Source organism: Alcanivorax sp. 97CO-5, assembly GCF_000524665.1.
Lineage (GTDB): Bacteria > Pseudomonadota > Gammaproteobacteria > Pseudomonadales > Alcanivoracaceae > Alcanivorax > Alcanivorax borkumensis.
In genome coordinates this window covers 68,716-89,211 of sequence record NZ_KI965877.1, presented here as the reverse complement: position 1 = coordinate 89,211, position 20,496 = coordinate 68,716, and the positions used below count along the sequence as shown (strand labels likewise).

Annotated in this window: 19 protein-coding genes and 4 tRNA genes; 15 read left to right on the top strand and 8 right to left on the bottom strand. The window is 53.4% G+C overall.

Annotated elements, in window-relative coordinates:
• Positions 1-97: 97 nt before the first annotated feature.
• The 5 genes from Y017_RS00410 to Y017_RS00390 all read right to left on the bottom strand — a co-directional run bounded on the left by Y017_RS00410 (position 98) and on the right by Y017_RS00390 (position 2,753).
• Complete coding sequence (locus Y017_RS00410) at positions 98-1,087, bottom strand: glycosyl transferase family protein (RefSeq protein ID WP_035458228.1); 990 nt, start codon at positions 1,085-1,087, stop codon at positions 98-100.
• A 61-nt stretch (positions 1,088-1,148) separates the two neighbouring features.
• On the bottom strand, positions 1,149-1,403 hold the full coding sequence (locus tag Y017_RS00405; RefSeq protein WP_011588579.1) for a hypothetical protein: 255 nt from the start codon (positions 1,401-1,403) through the stop codon (positions 1,149-1,151).
• Complete coding sequence (locus Y017_RS00400) at positions 1,404-1,703, bottom strand: hypothetical protein (RefSeq protein ID WP_035458226.1); 300 nt, start codon at positions 1,701-1,703, stop codon at positions 1,404-1,406.
• The gene (gene tusD, locus Y017_RS00395; RefSeq protein WP_035458224.1) at positions 1,696-2,070 is read right to left on the bottom strand and encodes a sulfurtransferase complex subunit TusD; all 375 of its coding nucleotides are present in this window, start codon (positions 2,068-2,070) and stop codon (positions 1,696-1,698) included. The genes Y017_RS00400 and tusD overlap by 8 nt, the downstream gene beginning before the upstream one ends.
• Positions 2,070-2,753, bottom strand: a complete 684-nt coding sequence (locus Y017_RS00390) for a Bax inhibitor-1/YccA family protein (RefSeq protein WP_011588582.1) — start codon at positions 2,751-2,753, stop codon at positions 2,070-2,072. Before Y017_RS00390 ends, tusD begins: the two co-directional genes overlap by 1 nt.
• 275 nt (positions 2,754-3,028) lie before the next feature.
• On the opposite strand from Y017_RS00390, the gene Y017_RS00385 reads away from it, so the two are divergent.
• Positions 3,029-3,116 (top strand) — tRNA-Ser (locus tag Y017_RS00385).
• An 89-nt stretch (positions 3,117-3,205) separates the two neighbouring features.
• On the opposite strand, the gene Y017_RS00380 is transcribed toward Y017_RS00385, so the two are convergent.
• From Y017_RS00380 to Y017_RS00370, 3 genes are read right to left on the bottom strand one after another with little or no spacing between them, the layout of a single operon-like run.
• Positions 3,206-4,243, bottom strand: a complete 1,038-nt coding sequence (locus Y017_RS00380) for an ArsA family ATPase (protein WP_051428666.1) — start codon at positions 4,241-4,243, stop codon at positions 3,206-3,208.
• Positions 4,243-4,509, bottom strand: coding sequence for a cory-CC-star protein (locus Y017_RS00375; RefSeq protein ID WP_011588584.1), 267 nt, complete (start codon positions 4,507-4,509; stop codon positions 4,243-4,245). The genes Y017_RS00380 and Y017_RS00375 overlap by 1 nt, the downstream gene beginning before the upstream one ends.
• Complete coding sequence (locus Y017_RS00370; RefSeq protein ID WP_035458222.1) at positions 4,509-6,182, bottom strand: carbon starvation protein A; 1,674 nt, start codon at positions 6,180-6,182, stop codon at positions 4,509-4,511. Before Y017_RS00370 ends, Y017_RS00375 begins: the two co-directional genes overlap by 1 nt.
• A 281-nt stretch (positions 6,183-6,463) precedes the next feature.
• Here Y017_RS00370 and uvrY point away from each other — a divergent pair, with 281 nt between their 5' ends.
• The 14 genes from uvrY (at position 6,464) to gspG (ending at position 20,495) form a co-directional block, all read left to right on the top strand.
• On the top strand, positions 6,464-7,117 hold the full coding sequence (gene uvrY / locus Y017_RS00365) for a UvrY/SirA/GacA family response regulator transcription factor (RefSeq protein WP_011588586.1): 654 nt from the start codon (positions 6,464-6,466) through the stop codon (positions 7,115-7,117).
• Between the two features lie 79 nt (positions 7,118-7,196).
• The gene (gene uvrC / locus Y017_RS00360; protein ID WP_011588587.1) at positions 7,197-9,020 is read left to right on the top strand and encodes an excinuclease ABC subunit UvrC; all 1,824 of its coding nucleotides are present in this window, start codon (positions 7,197-7,199) and stop codon (positions 9,018-9,020) included.
• Between the two features lie 95 nt (positions 9,021-9,115).
• On the top strand, positions 9,116-9,721 hold the full coding sequence (gene pgsA, locus Y017_RS00355; RefSeq protein WP_011588588.1) for a CDP-diacylglycerol--glycerol-3-phosphate 3-phosphatidyltransferase: 606 nt from the start codon (positions 9,116-9,118) through the stop codon (positions 9,719-9,721).
• A 94-nt stretch (positions 9,722-9,815) separates the two neighbouring features.
• A tRNA-Gly gene (locus Y017_RS00350) sits at positions 9,816-9,891 on the top strand.
• A 52-nt stretch (positions 9,892-9,943) separates the two neighbouring features.
• Positions 9,944-10,017: transfer RNA gene (locus tag Y017_RS00345), tRNA-Cys, on the top strand.
• Positions 10,018-10,164: 147 nt separating this feature from the next.
• Positions 10,165-10,251, top strand: a tRNA-Leu gene (locus Y017_RS00340).
• Positions 10,252-10,510: 259 nt separating this feature from the next.
• Positions 10,511-14,179, top strand: coding sequence for a response regulator (locus Y017_RS00335; RefSeq protein WP_035458220.1), 3,669 nt, complete (start codon positions 10,511-10,513; stop codon positions 14,177-14,179).
• Positions 14,180-14,238: 59 nt separating this feature from the next.
• Positions 14,239-15,102, top strand: coding sequence for a protein-glutamate O-methyltransferase CheR (locus tag Y017_RS00330; protein ID WP_011588590.1), 864 nt, complete (start codon positions 14,239-14,241; stop codon positions 15,100-15,102).
• A gap of 13 nt (positions 15,103-15,115) precedes the next feature.
• Positions 15,116-15,592: a two-component system response regulator gene (locus Y017_RS00325; RefSeq protein ID WP_011588591.1), complete on the top strand. Its 477-nt coding sequence runs from the start codon at positions 15,116-15,118 to the stop codon at positions 15,590-15,592.
• 38 nt (positions 15,593-15,630) lie between these two features.
• Positions 15,631-16,176, top strand: a complete 546-nt coding sequence (locus tag Y017_RS00320; protein WP_035458219.1) for a chemotaxis protein CheB — start codon at positions 15,631-15,633, stop codon at positions 16,174-16,176.
• A gap of 7 nt (positions 16,177-16,183) precedes the next feature.
• Positions 16,184-17,320, top strand: a complete 1,137-nt coding sequence (locus tag Y017_RS00315; RefSeq protein WP_035458218.1) for a response regulator — start codon at positions 16,184-16,186, stop codon at positions 17,318-17,320.
• A gap of 3 nt (positions 17,321-17,323) precedes the next feature.
• Complete coding sequence (gene gspE / locus Y017_RS00310) at positions 17,324-18,826, top strand: type II secretion system ATPase GspE (RefSeq protein WP_101234980.1); 1,503 nt, start codon at positions 17,324-17,326, stop codon at positions 18,824-18,826.
• A gap of 16 nt (positions 18,827-18,842) precedes the next feature.
• Positions 18,843-20,060, top strand: coding sequence for a type II secretion system inner membrane protein GspF (gene gspF / locus Y017_RS00305; RefSeq protein ID WP_011588595.1), 1,218 nt, complete (start codon positions 18,843-18,845; stop codon positions 20,058-20,060).
• 9 nt (positions 20,061-20,069) lie between these two features.
• A complete protein-coding gene (gene gspG / locus Y017_RS00300) occupies positions 20,070-20,495 on the top strand; it encodes a type II secretion system major pseudopilin GspG (RefSeq protein ID WP_011588596.1) in 426 nt (141 codons plus the stop codon).
• Position 20,496: the final 1 nt, after the last annotated feature.

The following is a 20,496-nucleotide window of genomic DNA, read 5'->3' as shown; positions in this document are numbered from 1 at the left end:
CATTACGGCTACGTTTGACACGCCCTACAACGCACTGTTTGTAGGGCGAATACCTAAGAGCACAATTCACACAATTCGCACAATCCGATAGGTGTCATTAGAGCCGTTTTTTATCGCGCTTTTCCCACAAAGCGGCGGCTTCTTTTAACGCACTCTGCAATGAATCTGCCTTGTCTAGGCCCCACAGTGCCACCGCTACGGTAGAAATCACCGCCTGTTCACCGTACTCATCACAGGTTTCCCCGCGCCACACCTTCAAGAGCGTTTCTGCACTGGGGGCATCCGGCGGAGTCTGCCGAGGTATGGTGCTGTCGAGCACCGCGCTTTGCAGCGCTTGGCCATGACGAATGCCTTGAATTTGGGTGCGTGCATCCGGGCGGATTTCCAGCTCGCCCCCTTCACCTTTGAACAGCAGTAGATCCTGATCACCGGCTAGGGCGGCGGCACCTTGGTGCAGCTCAATATAGGCTGGGTGGAAAACGCTCTGCATGGACAGTGGTGCCTGGGCGGGGTTGAGGCTGCGGGCCAATGTGTTGATCGGCGAGCGTAATCCCAGGAAGTGGCGCAGGGTGAGCATGCGCGACAATGGCGAGCAGAACTGCTCGAGGGGCAGATAGGCAAGCCCGTGTGTTTCAAGGTGCGCCTGGGCCTGTGTCACAGTGTCGGCAACGGGCAAGCCCAGCTTCGGTAGAAGCGCATCGGTATAGACCCGATTCGGCGTGTGCGCCGGCCCGCCATGTAGCAAGGTGCGGATACCATTGGCCGCTAGCAGCACGGTGGCGAGCAAATACCAGGGGTGATGTTTTTTCTTGCCGGCATAGCTGGGCCAGTCCAGATCCACGGCGGGCAGTTCGCCAAGCGCCTGGTAGCAAGCCGGGCGGCAAGCATCGAGAAAGCCCGCCAGCTCATCGGGGGTTTCTTCTTTTACGCGCAGCAACATCAGAAAGGCGCCGAGTTGGATATCTTCGACGTCTCCATCAAGGATGGCCTGCATGGCCTCACGGGCCTCTTCGCGGGTGAGGCTGCGGCGGGCGCGTTTACCGCGGCCCAGAGTACGCACAAAAGGCGCAAAGGCATGTTCAGTCATGATTCCGTCTCGCAGAGAGGGGCGGGCGTACTCGGTAAAGCAAAGCCCGTGAAAATGTCATTCAATACCAGCTGGTAGAGGCGCCGTGCTCGGCTATCAGCTCCACCAGTTGGGCATGATCAATCACTGGCAAAGTGCTGTCGGGCAACTGCAATGCTGGATGCGCGAGCAGGTAGCCATCGCCTTTCAGTGTCAGCTGTGATGCAAGTAATAGGCCTGCATCGGTGAAAACACAGACATCGCCTTTGCTGTAAAGCGTGCTAAAGCGCTGCCATAGGCTGTAATTGTCGGGAGAGAATCCCAGCAGGTGCAACATTCAGAAAACCAGAATTTGATGGCATTGGGTACGTAATGATAACAGCTCGTCCGCACAAAGAGCGTCCGCGGGAACAGGGCAGTCTTCATCACTGTCCACCACACAGCGAACACCAAATTCAGCCAGCTGGGCCAGCGTTTGATTGGGGCATAACCGTAACATGGCAAGACAGGGCGGTGTCAGCCAGAGCGTGGTGGCTTGACCGAACGCCGCACCGGTAAGCAACATATCCAGCATTTCCTGAAATTGGCTGGAAAACGGCTGACTGCCGGTGGCAATAAACAGGGTCTGGCTAGCCAAACTGAATCACCCGGTCGCTATTAATAAGTGCATCCGCCCATTGGCCTAACCCGGCAAGAGAGAAGCCCTCAGCCAGAGTGGTTGCGGCGTTTGAGTCAACGACACCACGACGCTGGGCGGCACCGACGCATACCATCGCCTCAACGCTCTGGCTGGCAATCCATTGCTGCCACTGCTGGGCGGCACTGGCCTGCTCTGCGTCGCCAGTCCAAGCATGGCGATTGGCCAGATGCACCGCATCGCGGTAGAGAAACAAGCAATAGAGTTGATGGTCAGAGGAGGGGTTGTGTAGCGCTTGTGCGGTGTGAAGGGCGGTCAATGCGGCGGCAGAATCTGCCGCCGCATTGACCAGTAGCGAGAAACGCATTAATCGTTACCGCTGAGCGCCGTCAATAGGTGCAACAAGGACATAAACAGGTTGTAGATGGATACGAACAGGGTGACGGTCGCCATGATGTAGTTGGTTTCACCGCCATGGATGATAGCGCTGGTCTGCCACATGATGAGCAGGGAAGAGAGCAGCACAAAGGCAGCGGATACCGCCAGGCTTAGAGCCGGAATCGCGAAGAAGATGTTGGCGATGCTTGCCCCGAACGCCACTAAAACACCGATCATGATGAAGTTGGTGAGGAAGCTGAAATCCTTGCGGGTTACCAGAGCAATGGCAGACATCGCCACGAAAATACCAGCTGTACCTGCCAGAGCCGTGGTCACAATTTCCATGCCGCCAGGAATCTGGGTATACATATTGATGATAGGGCCGGTGGTAAAGCCCAGCCAGCCAGTCAGGCCAAAGACAGCCAGAATGCCCCAGGCACTGTTACGCAGTGCGTTGGTGGCGAGCAGCAAACCAAAGTAGACGCCGATGGTCAGCCACACGTTGACGAAACCGATGTTGCTGGCCATGGCAAACCAAGACGCGCTGGTTGCCACGACGAGTGACAGCCCCAGCAGCATATAGGTGTTTTTCAGTACCTGGGCCGCTCGCTCCCCGGAAACGGCAATGCCGTGCTGGTGGGGGGCAGAGTAGGGGTTAGTCGGGTTATTCATGATTTCACTCATCTTTGCTAATTGTACCTGTGATCATAAGGGCGGGGAGCCCAAAATCAAGCGCTAAACAAGGTTTTCATGGTGCTCGCAGGTGTGTTCGTAGAGGGGAGTCAGCCAAGCCCAATACGGGCACGCTAAACAACCAATCCTCCGCTGTTATTTCAGCTGATGACTGAATAATTAAGCCGTACTGATTAAAACCTAACCAGTCATGCACAGTATTGCCGCTGCGCCGTTGACTGGCCTTATTGCTCATGTATTATTGCTGCCACCTTGGAGGGGTGGCAGAGTGGCCGAATGCACCGGTCTTGAAAACCGGCGACGGGAGACCGTCCGTGGGTTCAAATCCCACCCCCTCCGCCAAATAAAAAGCCCGCACTCGAATGAGTGCGGGCTTTTTTTATGCTGTTCTGCGGCGCAACTGGGCCCACGCAGCAGGATCGGGCTAATGCCTAGCGATCAACGTTCCCCAGTAATCCGGCAAATTGTCGGATTGCCTCCAAGCCCTGAATATCATCTTTCTGTAACGCCACATCCTTGCGAGGCAGTGAGCCCAACGCGTTGGCTAGCTCTTCCATGTGCGCTTTTTGGCGTGCGTGGCGTGCAGCGAAAAAGGGGCCCTCTGCGGCATCAGGCAGCACCCGGTTGACCACGGCGCCGACCACTGGGATGGCATGCTCCTGGAGCGAGGCTACCGCGCGCCGGGTTTCGAGAATGGGCAGCCGCTCAGGGGTCAACACGAAAATAAAAGCAGTATGGCTCGGGTTGGTGAGCTGACGGCGGGCGCGATTAAACAGGCGCTGTCGCGCCATGAGGGTGTCGGCCACTTCCTGGCTGCGTGGATCCAAGCCGCTGGTGGCGTGCTCGGTGGGGTCCTGTAGGGGGCTGTCTATGCTTTTCTCTGGGGTAAGATGGCCCAGCACTTGACCCAGCTTACGCGCTTTTTCGCTGTGCCGAAGCAGGCCTTGGGTCCAGGCGGCCATCACTTCTGGAAGGCTTAATAATCTCAGGGTGTGGCCGGTGGGAGCAGTGTCAAAGATCAGCAGATCGTAGTCGTGACTGTCCTCATCAATCAACCGGGAGATACGTTCCAGCAAGGCTGCCTCCTGGGCTCCAGGCGACTGTCGACTGAGGCGTAGCTGTTTATCCAGCTCACGAAATTGATCCGGCGTGGCGAATCGGCGCATTTGCGTACTTACTCGTTCTAGGTACGCCTCTACTTCGTCATCCGGGTCAAGCTCTAGCGCGGTTAAACCGGGAGAAAGAACGGTCGGTTGATTGCCGATAGGGCGATTAAAGGCGTCTGCCAGACTGTGGGCTGGGTCCGTGGAGACCAGCAACACCTTGCTCCCCTGGTCCGCTGCACGGACCGCTAGGGCTGAGGCGGTGGTGGTTTTGCCTACGCCACCCTTGCCGCCCACCATAAGCAAAGCGCGGGAGGCCAGCAGGGCATCTAGATCAAGTGTGTTGAATGTTCGGGCGTTGGTCATCAGCAGCAACGGAAGTGGTCAAGGGGCGAGCGTTCCATACCCATGCGGGTGTGCCAATCATGGAAACGTTCCATTAGCAGGGGCTGTAATTCCAGCGTGCTCCAAGCGGCGGGATTGGGCACACCCATCATTTCCGAGAATACCAAAAGCATAAACAGGTCTTCCTCATCCCGCTTAGCTCGGGCAATGGCAGCACGATAGGGCGCATTATAATATTGTGCGCTGAGCTCACTAATACGCTTAAACCATTGCCTAGGCGTGGCCATTAAACGGTCTCCGGCGGAGCCTTAAAGGCGCGTTTGAGAGAAGCGGTGCATTCAAGCGTCACCAAGAGTGCGGCGACCAGCACCACAAGGTCTAGCCCCAACAGGAACCAGTCTTGTTTTTCATAGAAGCTTTTCAGCTGCATCAACAGGGCAAAAAGTGTCATCACCAGCAGGAACACCAGCGGTGCAAGAGTGTAGATGGCGGGGCGACCGCGTTTTACCAGCATGATAGTAATGACCAGCAAGGTCAGCCCGGCAAGCAATTGGTTAGTGGTGCCAAATAATGGCCAAATAAGCAGGCCGCCGGAGCCGTCTGCACCGCCGGCGCCAAACGCTAGTAATAAACAGCTGGCTACGGCGAGTAGTGTGGCAGGCAGGGGGCGAGTCATCCATTTCTGTTGATAGATTTCGCCCCATTCCTGAAAAATATAGCGTTGTAGGCGCAAACCGGTATCCATTGTGGTGCCGGCAAAAAGCGCTGCCATTACAGTGAGCAGGGTGGCGGCTACGCCTGCATCCATGCCCATACCGTTGGCAAGAATATTCGCACCGCCGTCTACGAAGGCAGTTAGGCTACCTTGCCCAAAAGCAGTATAAACCGGTTGCCAGTCCGCCAAAGAAGCAAAGCCGGCGGTGGCGGCAATAATGGCCGCCAGTGCCAGGGCACCTTCACCCACGGCGCCGAAGTAGCCAACAAAGCGGGCATCGGTTTCCTTGTCCAGCTGCTTGGAGCTAGTCCCTGAGGCCACCAGCCCATGAAAGCCCGAGATCGCGCCACAGGCGATAGTGACAAACAGCAGCGGTATCAGTGAGGGCGTACCAGCAGGAATGTCGCTGTTGATCATGGGCGCGACCACTTGTGGATTGCCCAGCAGAACCGCGCCGTAAAGTAGAATTAGGCCAACAAACAATTGCAGGCCATTGATGTAATCGCGAGGTTGTAAAAGCATCCAGACCGGCAGTAGAGAGGCCACTGCGGCATAGGCGAATAACAACAGAATCCAACTGGCGTTAGCCGACAGCCCCATGACTTGATCAGGCAGCGCTATGGGTACGCTCGGTCCCACATAAATCAAGCTATACAGGGCGGCAACACCGAGCACCGATACCAGTCCTAATCCAATCACCCGGCGGTAGATAAGTTGGCCGATGACTAAGGCTACTGCGATGGCCCCCCAGACAGGGACAACGGCGCCGGGGTTGTTGATCAACAGCTTGGCGATCACCACGCCGAATACCGCGTTGACCATCAGCAGTACTAGGAAGATAACGATCATGAACACAGTGCGCGCACGGCGGCCAACCACTTCGCCGGTGAGCGCCCCAACCGATTTCGCTCGGTTACGGACACTGGCCCACAGGGCGCCGCTATCGTGGACACCGGCAAAGAAAATGGTGCCCAGCACTACCCAGAGAAAGGCAGGCAGCCAACCCCAAATAACAGCAATGGCAGGGCCGACGATAGGCGCTGCACCTGCTACTGAGGTGAAATGATGGCCCCAAAGCACGTACCGATTGGTGGGAACAAAATCGATGCCGTCTTCAAATGCGTGGGCAGGAGTGCGAAAATTCGGATCCAGTTTATAGATGCGCGATGCAATAAAACGCGAATAAACGAAATAGCCAGCGGCCATGCCTCCGAGCCCCAGCAGGAGCAAAATGATTGCGCTCATGAGTTGCCTTTTGTCGTTGTTAGTGACGGCCATTACCCGTGTTGAAAAAATGGCCAGATGAAACTGACCATGTTGCTATATGGTTCGCTTTTTTGACTGTTTGGTCAACGTGACTAAAGGCTAATGGCGCCAGTGTGCATGGTCGAGAAAAACTGACCAGAGGTATCCCGTTTGTTAACGGCGTTCTATGCACGTCGATGTACAAGGGGTAGTCTTATGCCTATAAAATCGAAAGAAAAATAGCACACTGGCGGGCAAGGGAACTGCCCGGGGGCATAGTAATGATCAAAGTATTGGTAGTGGATGACCATGATCTGGTCCGCACCGGCATTGCTCGAATGCTGGACGAAGTTGATGGTTTGCAGGTTGTCGGGGAAGCGAATTCAGGCGAGCGGGCCATACAGATGGTTCGGGAGTTGGCGCCAGAAGTGGTGCTCATGGACCTGAAAATGCCTGGCATCGGTGGGCTAGAAGCCACACGTAAGTTGCTGCGAGTGGATGAGGGAATCCGAGTTATTGCCGTGACCATGTGTGAAGATGAGCCGTTTCCTTCGCGCTTGATGAAGGCGGGCGCCGCGGGTTATATGACCAAAGGCGCAGATTTGGAAGAAATGGTCCGCGCCATCAAGATTGTGGCTACCGGACAGCGCTATATTAGCCCGGAGATTGCCCAGGTTATGGCGCTCAAGCCCTATTCTGGAGATGAAGGGTCACAGCTGGACATGCTATCCGAACGTGAATTGCAAATCATGATGATGATCGTCAGTTGTCATAAAGTGCAGGACGTGGCAGATAAGCTCTGCCTCTCACCCAAAACCGTCAATACCTATCGGTACCGAATATTCGATAAGCTGGGCGTGACTAGTGATGTGGAAATGGCGCTTCTAGCGGTGCGCCATGGCATGTTGGATGCAGTGGAAAACTCGGTATTCTGACCGCTGCGCCTTACACAGGGGGAAATCGCTAGGGCAGTGCTGATACAATTACCTCGCCACACTGTGTTGAGATGCCCCCTTGTCTAATTTCGACCCCAAACACTTCCTTCTCCACTGTGCCCGCAAACCCGGTGTTTATCGCATGCTGGACGCAGAGGGTGGCGTTTTGTATGTGGGTAAAGCACGTAATCTACAGGCACGCCTAAACAGTTACTTTCAGAAGAATGTGGCGAGCGTGAAAACCCGCGCTCTAGTAGGGCGGATTCGCGATATCCAGACCACAGTGACAGGCAGTGAGGTCGAAGCGCTGCTGCTTGAGCAGTCACTCATCAAGGAGCTTAAGCCGCCGTACAACATTTTGCTTCGCGACGACAAATCCTATCCTTATATACGCATCACCCGTTCTGATCGTTTTCCCCGTGTCACCTTTCACCGGGGAACCCGCCGGGCGGGGAGCCAGTATTTTGGCCCTTACCCCAGCGGCAGTGCGGTGCGAGAAGCGCTATCGTTAATCGAGAAGATTTTCCAGGTTCGCAATTGCAGTGACAGCTACTTTCGAAATCGCACTCGTCCGTGCTTGCAGCATCAGATTAATCGCTGCACAGCGCCATGTGTGGGCTTAGTGAGCGAAGAGGATTATGCCCGTCAGGTAACAATGGCGGCAGACTTTCTGGATGGGCGGAGTCGAGAGGTGGCGGACCAGCTCAGCACTGATATGGAAGCCGCCGCTGCGGCGCTGGAATTTGAGAAAGCCGCCCTGCTACGCGATCAGCTGGCGGCGATTCAGGCAGTTCAGCAGAAGCAGTACGCAGAAACCGGGCAAGGCGATCTGGATGTGGTGGCCATCGAAACCCGTCATGGCCTTGCCATAATCGAGGTGCTGATGATCCGCGATGGCCGAATTCTTGGCCATCGCACCTTCCGACCTGATACCCGAGGAGAGGACGATCGCAGCGAAATCCTCGAGGCGTTCCTCTCTCAGTATTACCTTGGTGACAGAGAAGACCCGGTCAAGCCGCAGGAAATATTGCTGTGTATGGAGATTCCCGGCGCTGAGGCTTTGCAGCAAGCGCTGGAGGAGCAGTGGGCTAAGAAAGTTCGGTTGGCTTGGCGCGTGCGCAGCGACCGGGCCGCCTGGATTAGCATGGCGCAGACCAATGCCCAGCAATCCATGGCCACGGAAATGGCGGCAAGGGAACACATGGAGGCTCGCTTTCTGGCCCTGGAAACGCTGCTTGAAAGCAGTGAGCCGATTCGCCGCATCGAGTGTTTCGATATTAGCCATACGCAAGGTGAAAAAGCGGTGGCCTCCTGTGTGGTGTTCGATCAGCAGGGGGCACGCAAACAGGATTACCGGTATTTTAATGTAAATCCTGCAGCGGGTGGGGATGATTATGAAGCCTTGGAAGAAGCAATTCGGCGGCGCTATCAGCGTGTTTTGAAAGAGCAAGGGCGCATGCCCGACTTACTGCTGATCGATGGCGGCAAGGGTCAAATGCAGCGTGGCTGGAAAGTTGTTCAAGAATTGGATCTGCACGCCAGCATACGAGTGATGGGGATCGGTAAGGGGCCTAGCCGGCGGCCGGGGTTCGAAGCATTATACTTGCCTTGCGGGAAAGAAATGATTCCTGGCCCGGCAGACTCCGCGCTGCATCTTTTGCAGCAGGTGCGCGATGAGGCTCACCGGTTTGCCCTGACAGGACACCGTGCAAGGCGCGGCAAAGCCCGCAAGCAATCGACGCTCGATGAAATTCCCGGTATTGGCCCTAAGCGTCGAAAGGCTTTACTTACTCATTTTGGCGGGCTCAAGCAGATGCGAAATGCATCCGCCAGCGAGTTTGCTCGGGTGCCTGGCATCAATTCGCAAATGGCGCAAACGCTTTATGATTGGTTCCACCGCTAGGAGGGGGCGTTTATTGATCTAAAAATCGGAAATGAGTCACGGCTGCCTTTGCGCTATACTGAAAGCCTATTTCTTCTAGTCGGTAGTCCCTCCCTATGCAGAAAGTGCACCCCATCCTGAATTTGCCGAATATCCTCACTCTGATTCGGGTATTGGCGATTCCCGTATTGGTGCTGGTGTTCTATCTGCCGTTCCACTGGAGTGATGTTTGCGCGGCGTTATTGTTTCTGGCTGCGGGCATTACTGACTGGCTAGATGGCTATCTAGCGCGCAAGCTGAACCAAACCAGTCCTTTTGGGGCTTTTCTGGATCCAGTAGCTGACAAGTTAATTGTTGCTGTGGCCTTGGTGATGTTGGTGCAAGTTCATGCTACTGCCTGGTTGGCCGTACCTGCCATGGTGATTGTGTCTCGAGAAATCACTGTCTCGGCATTGCGCGAGTGGATGGCAGAGCTTGGTCAGCGCGCAAAGGTGGCGGTGAGTCAGCTGGGCAAAATTAAAACGGTAACCCAAATGACGGCGATTACGTTGCTGCTGGCGCAAAAGCCGAAATTTACTTTAGACGGTGACATCATTATGAACCCGTGGCTTTGGTTGAGCTATGGGCTGCTGTACCTAGCAACGGCCTTCACCCTGTGGTCCATGGTGTCATATCTGCGTGCTGCAGCCCCACAATTGCTCAAAAGTCAGTCAAAGTCCTGAAAAGTCAGAAAAAACACCTGATGCCGGGTTGACACCTGAAGGGGGGTGAGTAGAATTCACCCCCGCAACGGAGCGCGACTCCGGTGTAGAAAAAGCGGGAATAGCTCAGTTGGTAGAGCACAACCTTGCCAAGGTTGGGGTCGCGAGTTCGAATCTCGTTTCCCGCTCCAAGTTTCAGAAAACCTCGGTTACACCGAGGTTTTTTCTTGTTAAAGCAGTTAAGGCGCGGTGGCAGAGTGGTTATGCAGCGGACTGCAACTCCGTGTACGCCGGTTCGATTCCGACCCGCGCCTCCAATTACCACCCTTTTGGGGTGATGTGGTGACAAACTACCTAGCCTGGAAAATGGTTAGTGTCGCCGGCACAATAGAAGACAAATAAAAACAGCTGTTTATTCCCGCCTCTGTTTTTATTCAGCGTTTTCTGGGTACGATGCTCTTCCTGCGGGTATGGTGAAATTGGTAGACACAACAGACTTAAAATCTGTCGACCGTTAGGTCATGCCGGTTCAAGTCCGGCTACCCGCACCACTTTCCTTTTCCCATCTCTGCCCTAACACCGACAGCATCCTGAAAGTAGATCCTTCTTAAATCTCGTCGCTAATCAGTTTGGCCTAACTGACTACACTCCATGTGATCTCATCGCTTAAGCCCGTTTCAAGCAGTCTACCTATTGTGCTCGGATGATTTATTGCCGCTTTCCGTCCGTTTCTGCTAGTCTCAGACTATATTCTTAGCTTCAATCGGGGCTGAATAATAACAAGCTGGAAAAGGCATGAGGGCTATTTAAATGAACTGGTTCCAGAACCTATCTGTGCGGCTGAAGATTTTGTCTGTAGCCGGACTAGGGGTTGTGTTGTTTATAGTCTACGCGGCCTACAGTTTTTACATTGCTGAAACCAATATCGACCATTTGAAGCGGATAGAAAGCCAAGACTTTCCTATTCTTGAGCTGATTAACGCTAACAATGTAGATTTCATAACCATCAGTGAATCCTATATTGAATCAATCACTGAGGCAGATCCGGATTTACTGGAGCAAGCGCAATCCCGAGCGGCGGCCTTCGAACAACGGCTGGTGGATATTCGCCAAGCAGATCCAACTCTTTCCAATGACGTGGAAGAGCTGCGTCGTCATTTCACCACTTACATCAACGGAGCCGCTGCGCTGGCCCGTAATCTGATTACCACTAATGACACTCCAGACCACCTGTCCCAGCGGATATCTCACGTTCGCGCACTTCAGGATGCCTACGAAAGCAGCCAGAAAGCCTTTGAGCAAGAGCGCTATAAAGCGTTTCGCGAGACGCTGAACAGAAGCCGTTCGGATAATCTGGGAACGCAGAAAATTGGCTTGTTTCTAGGTTTTGTCGCTTTCACGTTATTGGCGTTAACTGCCCTGTGGGTCACTCGAGCAATTACGCTGCCACTGAAAGGGGCAGTGGATGCAGCTGACAATATCGCCAATGGTAAATGGGATACCCATATTGAAAATGGGGGGCAAGATGAAACGGGTTACCTGCTGCAGGCTATCCGAAAAATGCGTGATGCCTTGATTGCGCGTCATACCGAGGATCGACAACAGGAAACAGTGAAAAACCATCTGGCCGAATTAAATAATCGCATGCGTGGTGAGATGGGATTCGAGCAGCTTGGTAATAATATATTGAGTTTTTTGGTGCCTGTTCTGGATGCGCAGGTCGGCGCGTTTTATAGCTACGATGCGGATACTGAGACTCTCAGCCTGAGTAGCTCCTATGCAATGGAGCGGCGCAAGCATCTCGCCAATAAATTCCGGCTGGGCGAATCACTGGTCGGACAATGCGCACTGGAACGCAAGAGTATCCTGCTCGAGAAGGTGCCTGATAGCTACATTAGTATCGCCTCGGGTACTGGCGCTGGGCAGCCACGTAACGTGGTAGTTATGCCCGTTATCCATGAGGATGAGGTAAAAGGGGTGCTTGAGATCGGTGCATTCCGTGACTTCAATGATGGAGACCTGGCTTTTATGGAGCAATGTGCCTCCATGATTTCTGTATCACTGCATAGCGCACAGAGCCGTTTTCGGCTGGCAAACATGCTGGAACAAACCCAGTCACAGGCGGAAGCGCTGGAACAACAAAAAACAGAAATGGCCCAGGTAAATGCAGACTTGGAAGAGCAGGCCATGGAGTTATCTGCATCCGAATCTCGACTACAGCAACAACAGGAAGAGTTGAAGGCCATTAACGAAGAGCTAGAATCTCAAACCCAAGCACTTCGCGCGTCGGAAGAAAGTTTGCAGAACCAACAGGAAGAGTTACGCGTTACGAATGAAGAGCTTGAAGCCCAGGCTCGTATGCTCACCGAACAGAAGTCGGAAATGGCTCAGAAGAACGATGAGCTTGAACTGCTGCGCCATGAGCTGGAGGATAAGATTCGCGAGCTGGAAATGTCCTCACGTTACAAGTCTGAATTCCTATCAACCATGAGCCATGAGTTGCGTACACCGCTCAATTCAATTCTTATTCTGTCCAATGCTCTAGCGCAGAATAAGAAAGGATACTTAGAAGAAAAACAGGTCGAACACGCCCAGGTCATCCACTCTGCCGGTACTGATCTGCTTAGCCTGATCAACGACATCCTCGATATTTCCAAAATCGAGGAAGGGAAAATGGATGTCATCATTGATGATTTATCCCCAACAGAAATTGTTGAACATTTCCGTCGCAACTTTGCTCACGTGGCGGAGAGCCGCAATTTGGATTTCAAGGTTGAGCTCGGCGACACCCTGCCTGACCACTTCTATACGGACCGCCAGCGCCTTGAACAAATCATCAAGAACCTACTCTCTAATGCTCTCAAGTTTACTGAGCATGGCTCGGTGATGCTGAGCCTAACTCAGCCAGATGTCTCGGAAACCTTGCCCTCACGACACCTGGTGCCAGGACAGACACTAAAATTTGCGGTGACTGACACGGGGACAGGGATTGCACGTGAAAAACAGAAACTGATTTTCGAAGCATTCCAGCAAGCTGACGGCACTACGAGCCGTAAATACGGCGGCACTGGCCTAGGATTGACCATCTCTCGTGAGTTAGCTCGTCTCCTGGGAGGGGAAATCGGCCTTTACAGCGACGGCGAAGGACAAGGATCGACGTTTGCCCTGTATTTACCCGTGGGCAGAGCTGACGAGGTTGAAACTAATATTGGCGACGGCGCAGGCGAGGACATCAATAATAATGGACAAGCGCATACCGCTCCGATGATGCCACTGAATCCGGATTCAGACGATTTCGTCGTGCGTGAAAAAACGGTGCTCATTGTTGAAGATGATGACGAGTTTGCTCGAGTGCTGGTCGAGTTGGCTTCGGATTATGGGCTTGAGGGGCATGTCTGTCATGACGGCGAAGATGGCCTGGAATACGCAAGCCATTACCGGCCCAGCGCTATTATCCTCGATATTGGCCTGCCTGGCATTGATGGCTGGGAAGTGATGGAAAAGCTTAAGGCCGATCCGCGCACCAAGGATATCCCTGTGCATTTTTTGTCGGGTCGCGATGAACGCAATAAGGCGCTGGAAATGGGCGCCCTGGATTTCATGTCCAAACCGGCGAATGAGGACGATATTCTTTGCGCATTTGCCAAAATTGAAGGAGCCATTGAGACCAATGTTCGCCGCCTTCTGGTGGTTGAAGATAGTCAAATCCAGCATGAAAGTATTCGTGAGCTATTCAACCAGAAAGGGGTAGAAATCACCGCAGCCACCAATGGTCAGCAAGCGCTGGATGCTCTGAAGAGCACCGTATTCGATTGCATGATTCTGGACCTAACGTTGCCGGACATGAGTGGTTTTGAGTTGCTGGAGACTTTACATGCCAATGACGATTACGGCCGTGTTCCAGTAGTGGTCTACACGGGCAAGGATATGAGCCGGGAAGAAGAGGCTAAACTCCGTAAATATGCCGATCGCATCATTCTCAAGACCGAGCGCTCCCATGAGCGATTGTTGAATGAAGCGTCGCTCTTCCTGCACTGGCTGGAGTCCACCTTGCCGGCGAATCGTCGCCCTAAAGTGAAATCCATTGAACACCGTGGTGATATTTTCGAGGGCAAGCAGTTACTGCTCGTGGATGACGACATGCGTAATATCTATGCCCTGTCTGCACAGTTGGAAGAATTGGGGTTCTCCATCCATATTGCCAACAACGGCCGAGAGGCGCTGCAAGTCCTAGATGATAATCCATCCATTGATATTGTACTGATGGATATCATGATGCCAGAGATGGATGGTTACGAGGCCATGGCAAGGATTCGTGAACAGAGCCAATTCAGCAAGTTGCCAATCCTTGCACTTACAGCAAAGGCGATGAAGAATGATCGTGCCAAGTGTATTGAAGCTGGAGCGAACGATTATTGTTCCAAGCCCATAGATATGGCGAAGCTGACGTCTTTGCTGCGAGTTTGGTTACATACGTAGTGACTGGAAAATACGCCTGCAGTCACTTTATAAGAACAAGCACCGTGGCGGATAACGTTATGGCACAAACATGTCCGATTGAGGATGCTGACGTTAGCATCGAAGACATCGAAATTCGCCTGCTGCTTGAGGCGATATATCAGATGTACGGCTACGATTTTCGTTTCTATAGCCGCGCCTCCATACGTCGCAGGATCATGCATCATCTAACCATGTCTGGCTTTGACTCAATCATGGAGATGACCGATAAGGTGCTGCGCGACCGGTCCTTCTTTACCACCTTATTTAATGAGCTGACGGTGAACGTAACCGAGATGTATCGGGATCCGGATTTCTACCAAAGCTTCCGTGAAGAGGTTATCCCGGTGCTGAAGACGTTCCCGTTTATTAAGATCTGGCACGCAGGCTGCTCCACCGGGGAAGAGATTTACTCCATGGCCATTTTGCTAGAGGAAGAAGGGCTTTACGACCGGGCCATGATCTACGCAACCGATATCGACAAGAAAGTGCTAGCCTCGGCCAAGAAGGGCATTTACTCCATCGAAGCGGTCAAACAGTATGGTGACAACTATCGCCGGGCCGGTGGTAAGCATTCTTTATCTGACTATTTTACCGCCCGCTATGACAGCGTGATTATGGAGCAGCGACTGAAACGTAATATCGTCTTTGCCGATCATGATCTGGCAACAGACCAGGTTTTTGGTGAAATGCATGTCATCCTGTGCCGGAATGTACTCATCTACTTCAATCGAGCATTACAGGAGCGTGTGATCAAGCTGTTTAGTGACAGTCTAGATATGGGCGGTTACTTGTGCTTGGGAACCAAGGAAAGTTTACGTTTCAGTGGGCAGGAAGAGTCGTTCGATGTTATCAACAAGTCGTTGCGAGTTTTTCGCAAACGGCAGTTTCAACACCACGCATGATTAGAGACAACTGATGATTGAGCAGAAGTTGCTATTAGTGGATGATCAGCCAGCTAACTTAGTATCGCTAGAGGCGATTCTGGAAAGTGAAGGCCGCATCCTTATGAAAGCGCACTCGGGGCAGGAGGCGTTGAAGATTCTGCTTAAGGAAGATATTTCTTTAGTGCTGCTGGATGTGCAGATGCCAGGCATGGATGGCTTTGAAGTGGCTGAATTGATGCGTCAACGCAAAGACACCCAGACTATCCCGATTATCTTTGTGACGGCGATCAGTAAAGAAAAAAAATACGTTTTCAGGGGCTACCAGGCTGGCGCTGTAGACTACTTATTCAAACCATTGGACCCACTGATCCTCAAAAGCAAAGTAGATTTTTTTCTTGGTTTGGATAAACAGAGACGCCAGCTGCAAGCAAAATTGAAAGAAGCCCAAGCGCACCGTGCGGCCTATGAAGCTGGCAAGACACGGGGCGGGGAGGGCAGCGACCAATAGTCGTGAATACTTGCATAGGGGGAGTAAAAGCAATTGTTATGGGCGCGTCTTGGGGCGGGCTTAATGCCTATATTCACATTCTGTCTGTGTTGCCCGCGGATTTTCCTTTGCCAATCCTGATGGTACAGCACCAGCAGGCTAGCGCGGATAACCGTATGCCGTGGTTACTGGCTCGTTACTGTGCTTTACCGGTGGTTACACCGGAAGATAAAGAGCCGATTATAGGAGGGCATGTTTATGTGGCCCCGCCGGGTTACCATATGTTGGTGGAAGACGATCAGACACTGGCTTTCTCTAATGGAAGGCCTGTACTCTTTTCCCGGCCGGCAATAGACGAATTGTTTTTTTCTGCTGGCGTTGTTTATGGCCGTCATCTGATAGGCGTGATTCTCACAGGGGCCAATGAAGACGGCGCAGCAGGCATGAAGTATATACACCGTAGAGGCGGATTCACCATCGCCCAGTCACCGGTGAGCTCGGAAGCACCCACAATGCCTGAAGCGGCAATAACAACAGGTGCGATTTCCAGGGTACTCGATCTTGAGGCAATCGGGCCCTTTTTGGCTAAACAGGCTATGGGGTAGGACGCGTATGAAACAAAACATTTTGGTTGTGGATGATCACCGCGAAAACTTGATCGCCCTGGAGGCGATCCTGGATTCTGACGACCGTAATCTGATCATGGCACAGTCCGGTAACGAGGCCTTGTCCCTCGCCCTCAAGCACGATTTAGCTCTGGTGCTGTTGGATGTGCAGATGCCGGAAATGGATGGGTTCGAAGTGGCCGAACTTATGCGTAAAAATAAGAAAACCCGCCACATTCCGATCATTTTTGTTACCGCTATATCAAAAGAACAGAAATACGTTTTCAAGGGCTACGAGTGTGGGGCGGTGGATTACCTACTCAAACCCATCGACCAAAAAATTCTGGAAGCCAAGGTTAGCGTTTTCCTGGAACTGGATCGCCAACGGCGCAAGTTACAACAGGCCGTGGTGCAAATGAAACGGCTAAAAGACGAAAACGAGCGACTGCTGCATGCACTTGGCGAAGCTCTGATCGGCACCAATGCCGAGGGTAAAATCACTTTTTGTAATGAAGCAGCTTGTGCCCTATTGCGACAGAGTCGTGATGACTTAGTAGGCAATGATATCGCCGACCTGATATTCAATGATGATGCTGGCAAGTCGTGTTGGAGCTGGGATAGCTCTCCATTACAGGAAGCTTGCAGACAAGGGGAAAGCTGGGAAAATGAGCATAACCTGTATACTCCCGATGATGATGGCTTGCTAGCCTTATCAGTGAGAGCCAATGCGATTACTAATGATGCAGGCATCTTCACAGGGGTGGTCGTGGTACTTGGCCTCTCAGATGATGAAAATAATGGCGGAGACTGCGCTCGTAACCATCGCCGTAACCCTCGCAAGAGGTTGTTCCGCGAAATGGTAGTGTTTGACCGTAGCACCGGTGGTAATGTGGGGCGCTTAATAAACTTGAGTGTGAACGGCTTCAAGCTTTTTTCCCGCCGAGCATTAGCCCATGGTGAGGATTTGCAACTTGGCATGGTGCTGCCCGACCAGATTTCAGGGGTAAACACCGTCAGCTTTGATGCCCGGGTTGTTTGGGCGGAAACGTTAGATGCCCCTGGTGAGTTTCAGGTAGGTTTTCAGTTTCAGACGTTGAATTCGGTCACCCGTGATGTGATCGAAAACCTAATGGAAAACTATTAAATTATGGCTGAGCACATGGAGTCGCCTGAGAACATAGAGCTTTCTTCATCGTTGTTGCCCTATGGTTTCGCGCGGCGTTTCGGTGTTCTGTTGCGTGAGCGCGATGGGCAGAAAGAGTTGTGTCACCGGCAGGATGTTTCACTGGCCGCGCTAGGTGAGGTGCAACGTCATATCGGCCGCCTGCCGCGCCTAGTACCCATGGACGACACGGCTTTTAGCGCCGCCATGGCAATCACCTATGAACAGCAGCGCGGCGCGGCAGCAGAAGCCGCCGATGATCTGGAAGGACTTGATCTGGCAAGCCTAGCAGACTCACTGCCGGAAACGTCGGATTTGCTTGAGCAGGAAGACGATGCTCCGATCATTCGGCTGATCAATGCCTTGTTACAGGAAGCCATCCGTGAAGATGCCTCCGATATCCACATCGAAACCTTCGAACGACGGCTAGTAGTTCGTATGCGAGTCGATGGTGTCCTTCGTGAAGTGCTTACCCCGAAAAGGGAGCTGGCGCCGTTGTTAGTCTCGCGAATCAAGGTAATGGCGCGAATGGATATCGCTGAAAAGCGGATACCTCAGGATGGTCGAATCTCCTTGCGCATTGGTGGGCGCGATGTGGATGTGCGGGTATCGACTATGCCCTCCAGCAATGGTGAGCGGGTGGTGCTACGCTTGTTGGACAAGCAAGCGGGGCGTTTACAGGTATCGCATTTGGGCATGGGCGAAACCTGTGACGTTCATATGCGCGATCTAATCCATAAACCCCATGGCATTATTCTGGTGACCGGCCCGACAGGGTCCGGTAAAACCACAACGCTTTATGCTTCCCTAACCGAATTGAATGACAGTACCCGCAATATTCTTACGGTAGAAGATCCCATCGAATACCAGCTAGAAGGGATCGGCCAGACTCAAGTCAACACTAAAGTCGACATGACATTTGCCCGCGGACTGCGTGCCATCCTTCGCCAAGATCCAGATGTGGTGATGGTGGGGGAGATCCGGGATCTGGAAACCGCTGAAATTGCAGTGCAAGCCTCCCTGACCGGCCACCTTGTACTGTCTACTTTGCATACCAATACAGCAGTGGGGGCGGTGACCCGCTTGCAGGACATGGGCATTGAACCTTTCTTGCTCTCTAGCTCCCTGCTGGGTTCCTTGGCTCAGCGGCTGGTGCGTGTGCTATGCGATGACTGTAAAACCCCGTACCAGGCTAGCGCTAGTGAGCTGGAAATGATGGGGTTGGCGGCTACGGAGAGCCGTACGCTGTATCACCCCAATGGTTGTGAATCCTGTAACCATCAGGGTTACCGGGGCCGTACCGGGATCTATGAACTGGTACTGGTGGATGACACGCTACGCCAGTTGATCCACGATCGCGCCGGCGAGCTAGAACTTAACCGCCATGCTCGGACACTAACTAGCGGTATCCGCGAAGATGGTTGGCGAAAAGTGCTCGGCGGACACACCAGTGTAGAAGAGGTCCTGCGGGTAACCCGCGAGGACTAACGGGACAGTATTCTCCATGCCAGCATTTGAATACCGCTCTCTGGATCACAGGGGCAAGATCAACAAAGGCACGCTGGAAGCAGACAGTGCCCGCCAGGTGCGCCAGCAATTGCGCGACAAGGGCTGGGTGCCGCTGGAGGTCAATGAAGCCAACGACTCCAGCAGCCAGGGCATGGGCCGGTTCGCCGGGTCCGGCAAAATCAATGGTGCTGAGCAGGCGCTGATAACGCGTCAACTGGCCACCCTGCTGAAATCCGGCCTGCCGGTAGAACAGGCCTTATCTGCGGTCTCCAAGCAGGCCGCCAACGACCGTATCGAACGGATTATGCTGGCGGTGCGCGCCAAAGTGCGTGAAGGTTATAGCCTAGCGCACAGTTTCGAATCATTTCCCCGTGCTTTCCCGGAAATGTACCGCGCCACGGTAGCGGCCGGTGAGCAGAGCGGGCATTTGGAACAAGTGCTGGAGCAACTGGCGGATTACCTGGAAACCCGCCACGACACTGGGCGTTCCGTAGCCCAGGCGATGATTTATCCTGCGTTTATCATGGTGTTTGCCTCCATCGTCATTATGCTGATGATGACCTTCGTGGTCCCAAAGCTGGTGGCAGTGTTTGAGGGACGAGATCAAGCATTACCGTTACTCACCCGAATTGTCATGGCCATGAGCGACTTTGCTCGGGGCTGGGGCTGGTTGGTTGTGTTATTGATCGTTGTGGCCGTGGTGGTATTTATGCGGGCCATGCGTGATCAGCGCTTTCGATTACGGGTGCACCAGCGTTTGGTGAATATGCCTCTGGTAGGTACTATGCTGCGGGCGGGTGACAGTGCCCGGCTGGCCAGCACGCTGGGTATCCTCGGTCGCTCCGGTGTGCCGTTGGTGGATGCCCTGTTTATCGCCGCGCAGGTGGTGGGCAATCTGGCGGTCCGCAATGCGGTAAAAAACGCGGCCGCTAAGGTCCGCGAAGGCGGCAGCCTCAGCCGAGCCCTGGATGCCAGTGGTTATTTTCCTCCCATGCTGGTGCAGATGATTGCCAGTGGCGAGGCCAGCGGCGAACTGGACAACATGCTGACCCGGGCTGCGGATTATCAGGAACGAGAACTCAGCAGTACGATCGGGACCATGGTAGGGCTGCTCGGTCCAATCATGTTGTTGGTCATGGCCGGAGTGGTGGTCATGATCGTCCTCTCGGTCATGCTGCCGATCATGCAAATGAATAACTTACTAGCCGGTTAAGGTGAAGAAATGAAAGCAAAAAAGGCCATGTCAGGGTTTACCCTGCTGGAAATTATGGTTGTGGTTGCGATTATCGGCCTGCTGGCTGCGGTGATTGTGCCTAACGTCATTGGTCAGGGGGAAGCCGCCAAGGTGGACCTGACCAAGGCCAACATGGGCAAAATCGTGCAGCAACTAGACCTATACAAGTTCAACAATGGCAGTTATCCAAGCACTGAAGAGGGGCTGAATGGCTTAGTTGAGCGTCCCTCATCCGCTCGTAAGTGGCCTGATGGTGGCTACCTGCCCAAGGTCCCGCTCGATGCCTGGAACAATGACTACGTTTACATTAGCCCCGGTGTAGAAGGTCCCTTCGATTTGTTGTCAATGGGAGCCGATGGCGTTGAGGGGGGCGAAGGCGCCGACGCGGACATCAACTGGCGCGAAGTTCAGTAAT

Coding starts and splice junctions, on each gene's coding strand:
- pgsA (WP_011588588.1), top strand. CDS start 9,116: ATGCAGAAAGTGCACCCCATCCTGAATTTGCCGAATATCCTCACTCTG.
- gspE (WP_101234980.1), top strand. CDS start 17,324: ATGGCTGAGCACATGGAGTCGCCTGAGAACATAGAGCTTTCTTCATCG.
- Y017_RS00370 (WP_035458222.1), bottom strand. CDS start 6,182: ATGAGCGCAATCATTTTGCTCCTGCTGGGGCTCGGAGGCATGGCCGCT.
- gspF (WP_011588595.1), top strand. CDS start 18,843: ATGCCAGCATTTGAATACCGCTCTCTGGATCACAGGGGCAAGATCAAC.
- gspG (WP_011588596.1), top strand. CDS start 20,070: ATGAAAGCAAAAAAGGCCATGTCAGGGTTTACCCTGCTGGAAATTATG.
- Y017_RS00380 (WP_051428666.1), bottom strand. CDS start 4,243: ATGACCAACGCCCGAACATTCAACACACTTGATCTAGATGCCCTGCTG.
- Y017_RS00330 (WP_011588590.1), top strand. CDS start 14,239: ATGGCACAAACATGTCCGATTGAGGATGCTGACGTTAGCATCGAAGAC.
- Y017_RS00405 (WP_011588579.1), bottom strand. CDS start 1,403: ATGTTGCACCTGCTGGGATTCTCTCCCGACAATTACAGCCTATGGCAG.
- Y017_RS00315 (WP_035458218.1), top strand. CDS start 16,184: ATGAAACAAAACATTTTGGTTGTGGATGATCACCGCGAAAACTTGATC.
- Y017_RS00325 (WP_011588591.1), top strand. CDS start 15,116: ATGATTGAGCAGAAGTTGCTATTAGTGGATGATCAGCCAGCTAACTTA.
- uvrY (WP_011588586.1), top strand. CDS start 6,464: ATGATCAAAGTATTGGTAGTGGATGACCATGATCTGGTCCGCACCGGC.
- Y017_RS00375 (WP_011588584.1), bottom strand. CDS start 4,509: ATGGCCACGCCTAGGCAATGGTTTAAGCGTATTAGTGAGCTCAGCGCA.
- Y017_RS00320 (WP_035458219.1), top strand. CDS start 15,631: ATGGGCGCGTCTTGGGGCGGGCTTAATGCCTATATTCACATTCTGTCT.
- tusD (WP_035458224.1), bottom strand. CDS start 2,070: ATGCGTTTCTCGCTACTGGTCAATGCGGCGGCAGATTCTGCCGCCGCA.
- Y017_RS00335 (WP_035458220.1), top strand. CDS start 10,511: ATGAACTGGTTCCAGAACCTATCTGTGCGGCTGAAGATTTTGTCTGTA.
- Y017_RS00390 (WP_011588582.1), bottom strand. CDS start 2,753: ATGAATAACCCGACTAACCCCTACTCTGCCCCCCACCAGCACGGCATT.
- Y017_RS00410 (WP_035458228.1), bottom strand. CDS start 1,087: ATGACTGAACATGCCTTTGCGCCTTTTGTGCGTACTCTGGGCCGCGGT.